13 protein-coding genes are annotated in these 14,250 nt (G+C 59.6%); 3 read left to right on the forward strand and 10 right to left on the reverse strand.

The annotated features are described in order from the left end of the window. Positions 1-2 precede the first annotated feature (2 nt). From AYR47_RS03580 to AYR47_RS03590, 3 genes are all read right to left on the reverse strand, one after another. The gene (locus tag AYR47_RS03580) at positions 3-758 is read right to left on the reverse strand and encodes an alpha/beta hydrolase family protein (RefSeq protein WP_033897979.1); all 756 of its coding nucleotides are present in this window, start codon (positions 756-758) and stop codon (positions 3-5) included. Beyond that, a complete protein-coding gene (locus AYR47_RS03585; protein ID WP_033897980.1) occupies positions 748-1,857 on the reverse strand; it encodes a DUF3182 family protein in 1,110 nt (369 codons plus the stop codon). Before AYR47_RS03585 ends, AYR47_RS03580 begins: the two co-directional genes overlap by 11 nt. Before the next feature lie 171 nt (positions 1,858-2,028). Beyond that, the gene (locus tag AYR47_RS03590; RefSeq protein WP_061434339.1) at positions 2,029-2,988 is read right to left on the reverse strand and encodes a GlxA family transcriptional regulator; all 960 of its coding nucleotides are present in this window, start codon (positions 2,986-2,988) and stop codon (positions 2,029-2,031) included. Positions 2,989-3,084: 96 nt separating this feature from the next. On the opposite strand from AYR47_RS03590, the gene AYR47_RS03595 reads away from it, so the two are divergent. Next, a complete protein-coding gene (locus tag AYR47_RS03595; protein ID WP_061434340.1) occupies positions 3,085-3,645 on the forward strand; it encodes a cysteine hydrolase family protein in 561 nt (186 codons plus the stop codon). Between the two features lie 21 nt (positions 3,646-3,666). Here AYR47_RS03595 and tam read toward each other — a convergent pair whose 3' ends face one another. Continuing rightward, positions 3,667-4,428, reverse strand: coding sequence for a trans-aconitate 2-methyltransferase (gene tam, locus AYR47_RS03600; protein ID WP_061434341.1), 762 nt, complete (start codon positions 4,426-4,428; stop codon positions 3,667-3,669). A gap of 101 nt (positions 4,429-4,529) precedes the next feature. Between tam and AYR47_RS03605 the strand changes: the two genes are divergently transcribed. Next, positions 4,530-5,450, forward strand: coding sequence for a LysR family transcriptional regulator (locus AYR47_RS03605; protein ID WP_033897986.1), 921 nt, complete (start codon positions 4,530-4,532; stop codon positions 5,448-5,450). A gap of 54 nt (positions 5,451-5,504) precedes the next feature. Here the strand turns inward: AYR47_RS03605 and AYR47_RS03610 are convergent, their stop codons facing one another. Further along, on the reverse strand, positions 5,505-6,020 hold the full coding sequence (locus tag AYR47_RS03610) for a single-stranded DNA-binding protein (RefSeq protein WP_017849542.1): 516 nt from the start codon (positions 6,018-6,020) through the stop codon (positions 5,505-5,507). Between the two features lie 9 nt (positions 6,021-6,029). Next, complete coding sequence (locus tag AYR47_RS03615; protein WP_010206876.1) at positions 6,030-7,424, reverse strand: MFS transporter; 1,395 nt, start codon at positions 7,422-7,424, stop codon at positions 6,030-6,032. Positions 7,425-7,602: 178 nt separating this feature from the next. Between AYR47_RS03615 and uvrA the strand changes: the two genes are divergently transcribed. Further along, entirely contained in the window at positions 7,603-10,437 is a 2,835-nt protein-coding gene (uvrA, locus tag AYR47_RS03620; protein WP_033900046.1) for an excinuclease ABC subunit UvrA, read from the forward strand. A gap of 66 nt (positions 10,438-10,503) precedes the next feature. Here uvrA and bfr read toward each other — a convergent pair whose 3' ends face one another. The 4 genes from bfr to AYR47_RS03640 form a co-directional block, all read right to left on the reverse strand. Beyond that, entirely contained in the window at positions 10,504-10,968 is a 465-nt protein-coding gene (bfr, locus tag AYR47_RS03625) for a bacterioferritin (RefSeq protein ID WP_033900044.1), read from the reverse strand. Between the two features lie 155 nt (positions 10,969-11,123). Further along, positions 11,124-12,572: a catalase gene (locus tag AYR47_RS03630; RefSeq protein WP_061434343.1), complete on the reverse strand. Its 1,449-nt coding sequence runs from the start codon at positions 12,570-12,572 to the stop codon at positions 11,124-11,126. Positions 12,573-12,811: 239 nt separating this feature from the next. Continuing rightward, positions 12,812-13,198 carry a 50S ribosomal protein L17 gene (gene rplQ / locus AYR47_RS03635; protein ID WP_003176402.1) on the reverse strand — a complete coding sequence of 129 codons (387 nt, stop codon included), beginning with the start codon at positions 13,196-13,198 and terminating at the stop codon, positions 12,812-12,814. A 41-nt stretch (positions 13,199-13,239) separates the two neighbouring features. Continuing rightward, positions 13,240-14,241, reverse strand: coding sequence for a DNA-directed RNA polymerase subunit alpha (locus tag AYR47_RS03640; protein WP_003176403.1), 1,002 nt, complete (start codon positions 14,239-14,241; stop codon positions 13,240-13,242). Positions 14,242-14,250 lie beyond the last annotated feature (9 nt).

Consider the following 14,250-nt stretch of genomic DNA (forward strand, 5'->3'; position numbering starts at 1 on the left):
CTTTACTGGGACTGAATGATGCTCAACCGTTCGCCCACCACCATCTCGGTGATCCAGTCCACCAGGATTGAGGTGTAGGCCTGTTGGGACACCGGATCGCTGAGGGAATGGTCGGCGCCGTCGATGATGCGATGGGTCAGTGAGTGGGTCTGCTGGCACGCCGCGCGGTAGCTCATGATGGTGGCGTGGGGCACGTGGTCATCGGTTTCCGATTCGACGATCAACACATCACCGGTAAACGCCGAACACGCGTGCAAGGCGCGATTGGTTTCGGCGTGGACCAAGGTGCTGCGGTAATCCATCAGGTCGGCCTTATCCAGATCACGCTTGGGTTTGAGCCATTCCTGATCGCGGTACAACGCCGGTACGCGCAGCGCCAGCCAGCGCACCGGGCGCAACGAGGTGAGAATCGCCGCAAGGTAACCGCCGTAACTGGTGCCCACCACCGCCACCGCCGAGGTGTCGATGGCCGGGTGCGACAGCAGACGGTCATAGGCCGCCAGCAGGTCGCGCAGGTTGTCTTCGCGGGTGACGCGGGACAATGGAATGCCCGTGCCGGCGTGCCCGCGCAGGTCGAAGGTCAGGCACACGCAACCCAAGCCGGCGATGCCTTTGGCGCGTTCCAGGTCTCGCTCCTGGCTGCCGCCCCAACCGTGCACAAACAACACGCCGGGGACTTTGGATTTAGGGCTGAGGAAGGTGCCGCTCATCTGTTCGTCGTCGATATCGATCGCAATGCTTTCGCTTTTAGCCGTCATAAGCCTTAACCGTCACGTACTTGAGAAGAAACTCGCTGTTTTCCGCCGGGCCGCGATACACCTCGATGGCATTGGCTGGCAGCGGTTGGTCCACGTAGGTTTCCACCGAGGACACATGGATCGCACGCAGGCCAGGGTTGTTGATAAAACTTTGCAGCGCCGCGACTTCCGCGCTGCTGGCCCCGCCCATGCGCCAGGATTGTTCGAGTACACCGCTGCGGCGTTGGCCGTTGCTGTCCAAGCCCTGAGCGATGTCGTAGTTGCGCCGTGATGCGTAGAAACCGGGGTAGGCCTCATCGGCTGCCGCATCGAAGACCTGGGCTTGTTCGATGGCTTCGCGTACGTCGTCGGGCAGTTCGAGTTGCAACAGGTCATCGTAGTCACCGGGCACTACCAACAAGTTGGAGCCGCCGTAGACCTCTTCGCCCTGCCCGTCTTTCGTCAGGTATTGCTCGCCGCAGTAGCTGAACACGTGATCGCCGATAAAGCTTTGGCCAACGCTGTGGGTGACCACATCGTGCAGGTCCTGCTCCAGCACCACGCCTTCGTTGAAGAGTTTCGCGGCATCCGGTCGCGCCAGCACCGCTTCGAATTCGTCCAGGCTGTGGATAACTTCCTGGCCTCGGCCTGCGCAGGCGTGCACGGGTTTCAAGCGGATGGGGCCGCTGTAGAGCAAGCGCGTGGCGGCGGGCCGCGCGTCTTCCAGTGCAAAGACGCTCAGACCGTCCAGCACGACTTTTCGTACACGCTCGCAAAACAACGCCGACCAACCTTGCGGCGCTTTGGCTTCAGGGCCGAGCAAGCCATGACTGATGGCTTTGGTGCAGATGAAGTCGTGGTCGACATAACCGCCCCACAAATCCTCAGGCCCCTTGATATTCAGCGCTCGGGCCTGGGCCGGGCCGACCAGGGTCTGTGTGGGCAGCAGGTACAACGCCCGCCCCGCGTGCAGATCAGTGTCGTAGCTGCCGCCGAACTTGAGCCCGAGGATCTGCGCCAGCCAGCGCGCCAGAGCGCGGTTGGTTTCGACCTCATGCAGCGGCGCACCCTCACGTGTGGAGTGAGCAACCACCAGCTTCTTGCGTTGAGTCGGGGTCATGCGTCCCCCTTGGCCATCCCGCCATGTGTGTAGACGGAACGTTGCAGAGATCAGGCCAAGGCGCATTCGGACGGGATTGCATTCAAATCAATCGGTTGCCGGAAAACCGATGGCAGATGGCCTGTTTTATTCTGCACGACGACCCGATAACGCGGCGGCGTTCTGCACGATTCACACGCCGAAACGGCTGCGATAATCGCTGGGCGTCAGGCCGGTGATCTTCTTGAAGATGGCGCGAAAGGCACTCGGGTCTTGGTAGCCGACGGTCCAGGCGATATGGTCGATGGTGCCATTAGTGAATTCGAGCATCTGCCGTGCCTTGCCCACACGCAAATGCTGGCAGTACTCGGTGGGTTTCAAGCCGGTGGCGGTGCGAAAGCGCCGTAGGAAGGTACGCTCCTCCAAGCCCGCTTCCCGAGCCATCGCCGCCAAGGACACATCCACCGCGCCGCTGGCCTGCAACCCGTGCTGAACATTGAGGATGGCCGCGTCGCCGTGGCCGAGAATCGGCGCGAAGTTACTGCCACATTGGCTGGCGCTGTCACTGTGCTCGATCACCAGAAAACGCGCGGTATCGGCCGCGATGCTCGGGCCCATCAGGCGGTCGACCAGGCGCAGGCCGAGTTCGGACCAGGCCATCAGGCCGGCGGTGGTGATCAAGTCGCCGTCATCGACGATGGGTTTATCCGCCTCCAGGCGCACTGCCGGGTAACGGGCCGCGAAGGATTTGGCGGAAGACCAATGGGTGGTGGCACTGCGTCCGTCGAGCAACCCGCTGCGCGCCAGCATGATTGAGCCAATGCATACACCGCCCAGCACAGTACCTGCCGCGTGTTGCTGGCGAATCCACTCCAATAGCGCAGGGGGCGCCTGCTCCTCGGTAAACTCACCAATCGACGGTGGCACCAGCACAGCCATCATCGGTTGCTCGGAGCCAGGGTGGCTGCTGAATACACGCGCCGGTTTGCCGGTAACACCCACCTGCCAATGGCTGACCCGCAGCAACGGTAATTGCGCGGACTGATGCTCGGCGGCGATGCGGTTGGCCACGCCGAACAGGTCGGTCAAGCCATGCACGGCCGCCAACTGCGCACCTTGGTAGATCAACACGCCCAACTCGACGACCACCATTGTCAGTTTTCCCCCTGTTATTGTCGGTGCAGCCAATCCCCGGTGAAGGCGCCAGCTAAGATACTGGGCCCATCAACCCATCACGAGGCAACACACATGGCCAAGCAAGCGCTCATCCTAATCGATATCCAGAACGACTACTTCCCTCAGGGCAAGTGGCCACTCGACGGCGTCGACGCCGCGGCAGACAAGGCCGCGCAAGTGCTGCAGGCGTTTCGCCAGGCGGGCGATGCGGTGATTCATGTGCGTCATGAGTTCACCTCCGAGGACGCGCCGTTCTTCACACCGGGCTCCGAGGGTGCGCATCCGCACAGCAAAGTGTTGAACGAAGGCAATGAGCCGGTGGTGCTTAAACACTTTGTGAATGCGTTTCGCGAAACCCGGCTACGCGAACTGCTGGAACAACGCAGCATCACCGACCTGGTGGTGGTGGGCAGCATGAGTCATATGTGTATCGACGCTGTGGTGCGGGCGGCGGCGGATCTGGGCTACAAGGTCACGGTGATTCATGACGCGTGTGCCACGCGGGATCTGGAATTCAATGGGCAGGTGATTCCAGCGGCGCAGGTGCACGGGGCGTACATGGCCTCGCTGGCGTTTGGGTATGCGGGTGTGGTGTCGGCGGATGAGTACTTGAAGGCACAAGCGGCGGCTTGACCGCCACTTGGTTCTTTAACGTTAGCGAGTCGCGATGATGAACAGGCGCGGAAACGGCAGCAACACCGTGCCATCAGCCAAGGCGGGATAGGCCTTAATAATTCGCGCCTGGTATTCCTGTAGGAAAGCGGCTTTTTCGCTGTCGGTCAAAGGCGCGAGGAACGGCCTCAGCGCCGACGCCTTGAACCACTCCACCACCGCCGCGTGATCCGCCAACGGGTGCTGATAGGTGGTGCGCCACACATCGACGGTGCTGCAATGTTTGCTCAGCAGTTCGTAGTAGTAGCTCGCAGTGTGGCGCTCGTTATGTTTGACCGCAGCGATCTTGCCCGCCCACGGCCCCTCGGCCGCCACTTCGCGGGCGAGCCGGTGGGCGGGCTCATCGAGATTGTCCGGGGTTTGCACCGCCAGCGTGCCACCGGGCGTCAGTTGTTGGACCAAGTGCGGATATAGCCTGGCGTGGTCGGGCAACCATTGCAGGGATGCATTGGCCAGGATCACATCGAAGGTTTGTGCAGGTTTCCAGTCACCGATATCCGCCAGTTCAAAGTTCAGCGCCGGCAGCCGTTTGCGGGCGTCCACCAACATGTCATCGGAGCTGTCCATGCCGGTGACGTGTGCCTGCGGGAAGCGCTCGGCGAGCACTTCGGTGGAGTTGCCGGGGCCGCAGCCCAGGTCGACGGCGTTGCGCACCTCGGTATTCGCAATGGCCGCGACCAGGTCACGGACGGGACGAGTGCGCTGCTGTTCGAACATCGTGTATTGCTTGGCTGACCAGGTCATCACGGCTTTCCTTCTTTTTGAGGTTGGCCACAGCCTAAATCTTGTGAGCCATGAGAACAAATGCCAGGATTGAAGCCCTCCCATACCTGAAAAGTATTCCTATGCTGGAGCTTCGCCAACTCAAGGCCTTCGTTGCCATTGCAGAAGAAGGCTACATCACCCGCGCGGCTGAACGCCTGGGCATGCAACAGCCACCGTTGACGCGGATGTTGCAAAGCCTTGAGGCCGAATTGGGCGTGGTGTTGATGGAGCGCCTGCCCCGTGGCGTTCGCCCCACCACCGCCGGGCTCGCGTTACTGGATGAGGCGCGGGAAATCCTCGCACAGGCTGAAGGCGTCGCGGATGTAGTCCGCCGTGCCGCACGCGGTGAACGTGGACGGCTGGCCATCGGCTTTACGAGTTCGGCTGCCTTGCATCCTTTTGTACCGAGTGTGCTGCGGCTGTTTCGCGAAACCTTCGTCGGCGTAACCGTCGTGCTAGAGGAAGCCGGCACCGGCGAGCTGCTGGATGCGTTGGTGCACGAAAAACTCGACGCGGCGTTTATCCGCTCGCCTCTCAGCGGGACACAGTCGCTGCAAGACGAACCCATCCTGGTGGAACCGATGCTGCTGGCGCTGCCCACCGATCACCCGCTGGCGCTTGATGCAGGCTCTCCCCTGCCCTTGAAGGCACTGGCGACCGAATCCTTCGTGCTTTATCGCCGGCGCGTGGGGCTGGGATTGTATGACGCGATCCTGGTGGCGTGCCGCGAAGCTGGGTTCAGCCCGCAAGTGGTGCAGGAAGCCCCGCGCATGACCGCGACCTTGAGCCTGGTGGCGGCGGGACTTGGCGTGTCCATCGTGCCGGCGTCGATGCAGCGGTTGCGCGGGGACGGCATCGTGTATCGGGAATTGACGGAGTGCCGCAGCCTGGTGGCACCGCTGCATTTGGCGACGCGGATTGATGACGGTTCGGCGGTGTTACGCCGGTTCAAGGACATGGTTGTCATCGCCGCGTCGACTGAAGCTGATCACGGCCAATAAAAAACCCCCGAGACCTGAGTCAAACGGGGGTTTGCGTGTTCCGGATTTTAAATCCTAGAACGGGATATCGTCATCAAAGCTGTCGAAATCCGCAGCCGGTTGCGGAGCAGCCTGTTGTGGCGCTGGACGCGACTCACGTTGTGGCTGCTGGCTTGGCTGTGGACGGGACTGCTGTGGACGCGGTGCCGAGTTGGACATGCCGCCCTGGCCCTGTTGGTCGCCCTGTGGACGACCGCCCAGCAGTTGCATGGTGCCTTGCATGTCGACCACGATTTCGGTGGTGTAACGCTTGATGCCGTCTTTTTCCCACTCGCGGGTCTGCAGCTTGCCTTCGATGTAGACCTGCGAACCTTTGCGCAGGTACTCACCGGCGATCTCGGCCACCTTGCCGAACATCGACACGCGGTGCCATTCGGTTTTCTCGACCTTCTGGCCAGTCTGCTTGTCGGTCCACTGTTCGCTGGTCGCCAGACTCAGGTTGGTCACGGCGTTACCGTTAGGCAAGTAGCGAACTTCGGGATCCTGGCCGCACGTACCGACCAATATGACTTTGTTAACCCCACGGGCCATAACGTTCTCCTAGGCTGGGCGCGCTGTCGGCACTGGATTGACCAGTTGCTCGAGCGTCGCGCGATCCAATAATTCGGTGTCCAATTTGATGTAAATGGCCGCTTCTTCCGCGACCACGACTGCATCTGTTACCCCTACGACTGCCTTGAGGCGCTCTACCAGACCGCTTTCGCGGATCGCCTCAGGCGATAGCGGCAAACGCAGACTTGTGACGTAGGGAGGTTCGCGCATGGTAACAGCAAAGGCCAGCCAAAGTGCAGCCAGCCCGGCGCATCCGAGGAAGACAACCGACAAACCGCCATGCTGGAACATCCAGCCCCCCATGATGCCGCCCAGTGCAGAACCGAGGAACTGGCTGGTGGAATACACCCCCATCGCCGTGCCCTTGCCGCCGGCCGGTGAAACTTTACTGATCAGCGAAGGCAATGAAGCCTCCAGCAGGTTGAACGCGGTGAAAAACACCACCGTGCCGATTACCAGCGCCCGCAGGCTGTCGCCGAACTGCCAGAAGAATAGCTCAGTGAGCATCAGCGTCGTGACGGCGCCGAGCAGGATTCGTTTCATTTTGCGTTTTTTCTCGCCATAGATGATGAACGGGATCATGGCGAAGAACGAAATCAACAGCGCAGTGAGGTAGACCCACCAGTGCTGTTCCTTGGGCAGGCCGGCTTTTTCCACCAAGGCCAGGGGCAAGGCGACGAAGCTGCACATCAGCATCGCGTGTAATACGAAGATACCTAAATCCAGGCGCAGCAGGTCCGGATGCTTGAGCGTCGGCAAGAGCGCCTTGCGTGCGACGCCCGACTCGCGATGCTGCAATGTGCCGGTGGAGCGCGGCACCATGAAGGCCACGATCACGATGCCGAACAGCGCCATACCGCCGGTGGCGAGGAATAGTCCATGCAAGCCGAACGCACGGGTCAGCAAGGGACCGACCACCATGGCCACTGCAAACGACAGGCCGATAGTCATGCCGATCATGGCCATGGCCTTGGTGCGGTGTTGTTCGCGGGTCAGGTCCGACAGCAAGGCCATCACCGCCGCGGAAATCGCGCCGGCGCCTTGTAGGATACGTCCGGCAATCACGCCCCAGATGGAATCGGACTGAGCCGCGAGCACACTGCCGAGGGCGAACACGATCAGCCCAAGGTAGATGACCGGACGGCGGCCAATACGGTCGGAAATGATCCCGAAGGGAATCTGGAAAATCGCCTGGGTCAGGCCGTAGGCACCAATAGCCAGGCCAATCAATGCGGGGGTCGCGCCTGCGAGATCCATTCCATAGGTCGCCAACACCGGCAACACCATAAACATGCCCAGCATACGGAAGGCGAACACCAGGGCCAGACCGCTTGCCGCTCGGGTCTCGCCGCTACTCATGCGTTCGCTGTGGGGATCGTGCATGGAAAAACCTCGTGTGAACCGGCGGCGATTCTACCAGTCCCATCGATTGAGAGGGTATATGCGGCGGTTTGCCGCGCAGCTTTCATCTAAGGCTGCAAGCGGCCTTTTGACAGTGTATATTCATCCAGTCTTTAGCCGTATACTCCGGCATTATTTACGCCCGCCGTGCGAGGCCATCTTGGACAAGATCCTGATTCGTGGGGCTAGAACCCACAACCTGAAGAACATCGACCTGACCCTGCCCCGGGACAAACTGATCGTCATCACCGGCTTGTCCGGGTCCGGCAAATCGTCCCTGGCGTTCGACACGCTGTATGCCGAAGGCCAGCGTCGCTATGTGGAGTCGCTGTCGGCCTATGCCCGCCAGTTCCTGTCGATGATGGAAAAACCCGACGTCGACACCATTGAAGGCCTGTCGCCGGCAATCTCCATCGAGCAGAAGTCGACCTCCCATAACCCGCGCTCCACCGTGGGCACAATTACCGAAATCTACGATTACCTGCGCCTGCTGTACGCACGCGTGGGTATTCCGCGTTGCCCGGACCACGACATTCCCCTGGAAGCCCAGACCGTCAGCCAGATGGTCGACCTGGTGCTGGCCCAGCCGGAAGGGGCCAAGCTGATGCTGCTGGCGCCGGTGATCCGCGAGCGCAAGGGTGAACACCTTTCCGTCTTCGAAGAGCTGCGGGCTCAGGGTTTTGTGCGCGCGCGCATCAACGGCAAGCTCTATGAGCTGGACGAAGCGCCGAAGCTCGACAAACAGAAGAAGCACTCGATTGACGTGGTCGTCGACCGCTTCAAGGTGCGCGCCGACCTGCAACAACGCCTGGCGGAATCCTTCGAAACGGCGTTGAAGCTGGCCGACGGCATCGCCTTGGTGGCGCCGATGGACGACGAGCCGGGCGAAGAGATCATCTTCTCCGCGCGCTTTGCCTGCCCGATCTGCGGCCATGCCATCAGCGAACTGGAACCCAAGCTGTTTTCCTTCAACAACCCGGCCGGCGCCTGCCCGACTTGCGATGGCCTGGGCGTGAAGCAGTTCTTCGACATCAAGCGCCTGGTCAACGGTGACCTGACGCTGGCGGAGGGGGCGATACGCGGCTGGGACCGGCGCAACGTCTACTACTTCCAGATGCTCGGGTCGTTGGCGTCGCACTACAAGTTCAGCCTGGAAGTGCCGTTCAACCAACTGCCGGCGGATCAGCAGAAGGTCATCCTGCACGGCAGCGGTTCGCAAAACGTCGACTTCAAATACCTGAACGACCGTGGCGACATCGTCAAGCGCTCCCACCCGTTCGAGGGCATTGTGCCAAACCTGGAGCGCCGCTACCGCGAGACCGAATCGGCCAGCGTGCGTGAAGAGCTGGCGAAATTCCTCAGCACCCAGCCTTGCCCGGATTGCCGCGGCACTCGCCTGCGTCGTGAGGCGCGGCATGTGTGGGTGGGCGAGAAGACCTTGCCGGCGGTGACCAACCTGCCGATCGGGGATGCCTGCGAGTACTTTGGTGTGCTCAAGCTGACCGGGCGCCGTGGGGAGATCGCCGACAAGATTCTCAAGGAAATTCGCGAGCGATTGCAGTTCCTGGTCAACGTGGGCCTGGACTATCTGTCGTTGGATCGCAGTGCCGATACATTGTCCGGCGGTGAAGCCCAGCGGATTCGCCTGGCCAGCCAGATTGGTGCGGGTCTTGTGGGTGTGTTGTACATCCTCGATGAGCCGTCGATTGGCTTACACCAGCGCGACAATGATCGCCTGCTAGGCACGTTGAAACACCTACGGGACATCGGCAACACGGTTATCGTGGTCGAACACGATGAAGATGCAATCCGCCTGGCGGATTATGTGGTCGATATCGGCCCGGGCGCCGGCGTGCATGGCGGGCACATTGTCGCTGAAGGCACGCCGGCTGAAGTCATGGCGCACCCGGATTCGCTGACCGGTAAGTACTTATCTGGCCGTGTGAAGATCGAGGTGCCGGCCAAACGCACACCGCGTAACAAGAAGCTGGCACTGCACCTCAAGGGCGCACGCGGTAACAACTTGCGCAATGTCGACCTGGAAATCCCACTGGGCTTGCTGACCTGTGTGACGGGTGTTTCCGGCTCGGGGAAATCGACGCTGATCAACAACACGCTGTTCCCCTTGAGTGCCACCGCCCTGAACGGCGCGACCACCTTGGAAGCCGCGGCGCACGACAGCATCAAGGGCCTGGAACATCTGGATAAGGTGGTCGATATCGACCAGAGCCCGATTGGCCGGACGCCACGATCCAACCCGGCGACCTACACCGGTTTGTTTACGCCTATTCGCGAGCTGTTTGCGGGTGTTCCGGAATCCCGCTCACGGGGTTACGGGCCAGGCAGGTTCTCGTTCAACGTCAAGGGCGGGCGCTGTGAAGCGTGCCAGGGCGATGGCTTGATCAAGGTTGAAATGCACTTTCTCCCGGACATCTACGTGCCGTGCGATGTGTGCAAGAGCAAGCGCTACAACCGCGAAACCCTGGAGATCAAATACAAGGGCAAGAGCATCCACGAAACCCTGGAGATGACCATCGAGGAAGCACGGGTGTTCTTCGACGCGGTCCCGGCGTTGGCGCGCAAGCTGCAAACACTGATGGACGTGGGCTTGTCCTACATCAAACTGGGCCAGTCAGCGACTACGCTGTCGGGGGGTGAGGCGCAGCGGGTGAAGTTGTCTCGCGAGCTGTCCAAGCGCGATACGGGCAAGACCCTGTATATCCTCGATGAGCCGACCACCGGCCTGCACTTCGCGGATATTCAGCAGCTATTGGACGTGCTGCACCGCCTGCGCGACCACGGCAACACCGTGGTGGTGATCGAGCACAACCTTGATGTGATCAAGACGGCCGATTGGCTGGTGGACCTTGGGCCGGAAGGCGGATCCAAAGGTGGCCAGATCATTGCCGTGGGCACGCCGGAGCAGGTTTCCGAAATGCCGCAGTCGCACACCGGTTACTACTTGAAACCATTGCTGGAACGCGACCGGGCCTGACTTTTTCGGGCCCAATGAAAAGCCCCTGTCACTTTACGGTGACAGGGGCTTTTTTGTAGCCGGGAATCAGAACTGCGATTGCAGGTAGTTTTCCAGACCAATCAGCTTGATCAGGCCCAACTGCTTTTCCAGCCAGTAGGTGTGATCTTCTTCTGTGTCGTTCAACTGCACCCGCAGGATTTCACGGGTGACGAAGTCGCTGTGCTGCTCACAGAGCTCAATGCCCTTGCAGAGCGCGGCACGGACCTTGTACTCGAGGCGCAGGTCGGCAGCGAGCATGTCAGGGACTGTGGTGCCCACATCCAGGTCATCCGGACGCATACGCGGCGTGCCTTCGAGCATGAGGATACGGCGCATCAGTGCGTCGGCGTGCTGTGCCTCTTCTTCCATCTCGTGGTTGATACGTTCGTAGAGCTCGGTAAAGCCCCAGTCTTCGTACATGCGCGAATGGATGAAATATTGGTCACGAGCAGCCAGTTCGCCCGTCAGCAACGTGTTGAGGTAATCGATTACGTCGGGGTGACCTTGCATCGCCCTACATCTCCCTGCTTGAAAGTCTGTAGTTTGAACCATGATGACTTGAAGGTCACGGGACCAACGGCAGAAAAGTGATGTTTTTCGGAGAAAAGTAGCTGAAATAACGCAAAAACCGCCCAAATGAGGGCGGTTCTGCTTATCGTTTAGAGTCAGTTAAGCGATACACCCAGCGCCTTTGCGATTGCTTCTCCATAAGCCGGATCGGCCTTGTAGAAGTGCTGCAGTTGACGTTGAACCACATCACTGGAAACGCCACCCATCGCGCCGGCGATGTTGTTGGTGAGCAAAGCTTTCTGCTCATCGTTCATCAGGCGGAACAGCGCACCGGCGTGGCTGTAGTAATCGGTGTCTTCACGGTGATCGTAACGGTCAGCCGCGCCACTCAGGGCCAATGCAGGCTCCGCATACTGAGGTGCTTGCTTCGGCGCATCGGCGTAACTGTTTGGCTCGTAGTTAGGCGCCGCGCCACCGTTGCTGCCAAAGGCCATCGAACCATCACGCTGGTAGCTATTCACCTGGTTACGCGGCGCATTCACCGGCAGTTGCTGGTGATTGGTGCCAACGCGATAGCGGTGGGCATCGGCGTAAGCGAACACACGACCTTGAAGCATGCGGTCTGGCGACAGGCCGACGCCTGGAACCATGTTGCTTGGGCCAAAGGCAGCTTGCTCGACTTCAGCAAAGTAGTTCTGCGGGTTACGATTCAGTTCCAACTCGCCGACTTCGATCAGCGGGAACTCCTTCTGCGACCAGGTTTTGGTCACGTCGAACGGGTTCTCGTAATGAGCGTTGGCCTGGGCCTCGGTCATGATCTGGATGCAGACGCGCCATTTCGGGAAGTCACCTCGCTCGATCGCGCCAAACAGATCACGCTGGGCGTAATCAGGGTCAGTACCGGCCAAGCGAGCAGCTTCAGCCGGCGCGAGGTTCTTGATGCCCTGCTTGGTCTTGTAGTGCCACTTGACCCAGTGACGCTCGCCTTTGGCGCTGATCAGGCTGTAGGTATGACTGCCGAAGCCGTGCATGTGACGGTAGCCATCAGGGATACCACGGTCCGAAAACAGGATGGTGACCTGATGCAGCGCCTCTGGGGAGTGCGACCAGAAATCCCACATCATTTGTGCGCTTTTCAGGTTGCTTTGCGGCAAGCGCTTCTGAGTGTGGATGAAGTCCGGGAACTTCAAAGGATCGCGAATGAAGAACACCGGTGTGTTGTTACCCACGATGTCCCAGTTGCCTTCTTCGGTGTAGAACTTCAAGGCGAAACCGCGTGGGTCGCGCTCGGTATCAGCCGAACCACGCTCGCCGCCTACGGTGGAAAAACGCAGGAAGGTAGGGGTTTGCTTGCCCACCGACTCGAACAGCTTGGCGCTGGTGTACTGCGTAATGTCTTGGGTGACCGTGAAAGTGCCGTAGGCACCCGAACCCTTGGCGTGCACACGGCGCTCAGGGATATTTTCACGGTTGAAGTGAGCGAGCTTCTCGATCAGATGAAAATCGTCGAGCAGCAACGGGCCGCGTGGGCCGGCGGAACGTGAATTCTGGTTGTCCGCAACGGGGGCGCCGCTGGCGGTGGTAAGGATTTTATTCTGGCTCATGCTCAATTTCCCTCAGGTCGGACTTGGAACTTGCCGGCTAATCGGCTTGGGAGGAGTATTGATCATCAATATGACGTCTACAAATTCATTAAATTGTAGGCATCAATAGATATTTTCTACCGAACACTCCAACCCCCATAGTGCCAAGCACAATCTTTGGAAGCTTGTATCGAACACGCTTTTACTACGGGCACAAAAAACCGGGCACTAGGCCCGGTTCTTCGTTACAGCTTGTCGTCTTACTCGGCGCTTACAGCTTCACCGGCAGTAGCACGATCAACCAACTCGACGTACGCCATAGGCGCGTTGTCGCCAGCGCGGAAACCGCACTTGAGGATGCGCAGGTAGCCACCCTCACGGGTAGCGTAACGCTTGCCCAGGTCGTTGAAGAGCTTACCAACGATAGCTTTCGAACGAGTACGGTCGAAAGCCAGACGGCGGTTAGCCAGGCTGTCTGTCTTGGCCAAAGTGATCAGCGGCTCAGCAACGCGACGCAGTTCTTTAGCTTTCGGCAGTGTAGTTTTGATCAGCTCGTGCTCGAACAGCGACACCGCCATGTTTTGAAACATGGCCTTGCGGTGCGAGCTGGTACGGCTCAGGTGACGACCACTTTTACGATGACGCATGGTTCATTCCTTACCAAACTCACGTTCGGTGATTACGACGATCAGGCAGTCGCCTTGTCGTCCTTCTTAAGACTTGCAGGCGGCCAGTTGTCGAGGCGCATGCCGAGGGACAGACCGCGGGAGGCCAGAACGTCCTTGATTTCAGTCAAGGATTTCTTGCCCAGGTTCGGAGTCTTCAACAGTTCTACTTCGGTACGCTGAATCAGGTCGCCGATGTAGTAAATGTTTTCCGCCTTAAGGCAGTTAGCCGAACGTACAGTCAGTTCCAGATCGTCAACCGGGCGAAGCAGGATCGGATCGATCTCGTCTTCCTGCTCGATTACCACTGGTTCGCTGTCACCTTTGAGGTCGACGAACGCAGCCAACTGCTGTTGCAGAATGGTTGCAGCGCGGCGGATAGCCTCTTCAGGATCCAGAGTACCGTTGGTTTCCAGATCAATAACCAGCTTGTCCAGGTTAGTACGCTGTTCGACACGGGCGTTTTCCACCACGTATGCGATACGGCGAACCGGGCTGAACGAAGAGTCAAGCTGCAAGCGACCAATGCTGCGGCTTTCGTCTTCATCGCTCTGACGCGAGTCGGCCGGTTCATAACCACGACCACGAGCTACGGTGAGCTTCATGTTCAGGGCGCCGTTAGACGCCAGGTTAGCGATTACGTGATCGGGGTTAACGATCTCGACATCATGATCCAGCTGAATATCGGCAGCGGTAACCACCCCCGAACCCTTCTTCGACAAGGTCAGCGTAACTTCGTCACGGCCGTGCAGCTTGATAGCCAGACCTTTAAGGTTCAACAGGATTTCAATTACGTCTTCCTGTACACCTTCGATGGCGCTGTACTCGTGGAGCACACCGTCAATCTCGGCCTCGACTACTGCACAGCCGGGCATTGAGGACAACAGGATGCGGCGCAGCGCGTTGCCCAGGGTGTGGCCAAAACCACGCTCGAGAGGCTCGAGAGTAATTTTGGCGCGGGTTGGACTGACAACCTGCACATCAATGTGGCGGGGTGTCAGGAACTCATTTACCGAAATCTGCATGGATGCACC

Source organism: Pseudomonas azotoformans, assembly GCF_001579805.1.
Taxonomy (GTDB): domain Bacteria; phylum Pseudomonadota; class Gammaproteobacteria; order Pseudomonadales; family Pseudomonadaceae; genus Aquipseudomonas; species Aquipseudomonas azotoformans_A.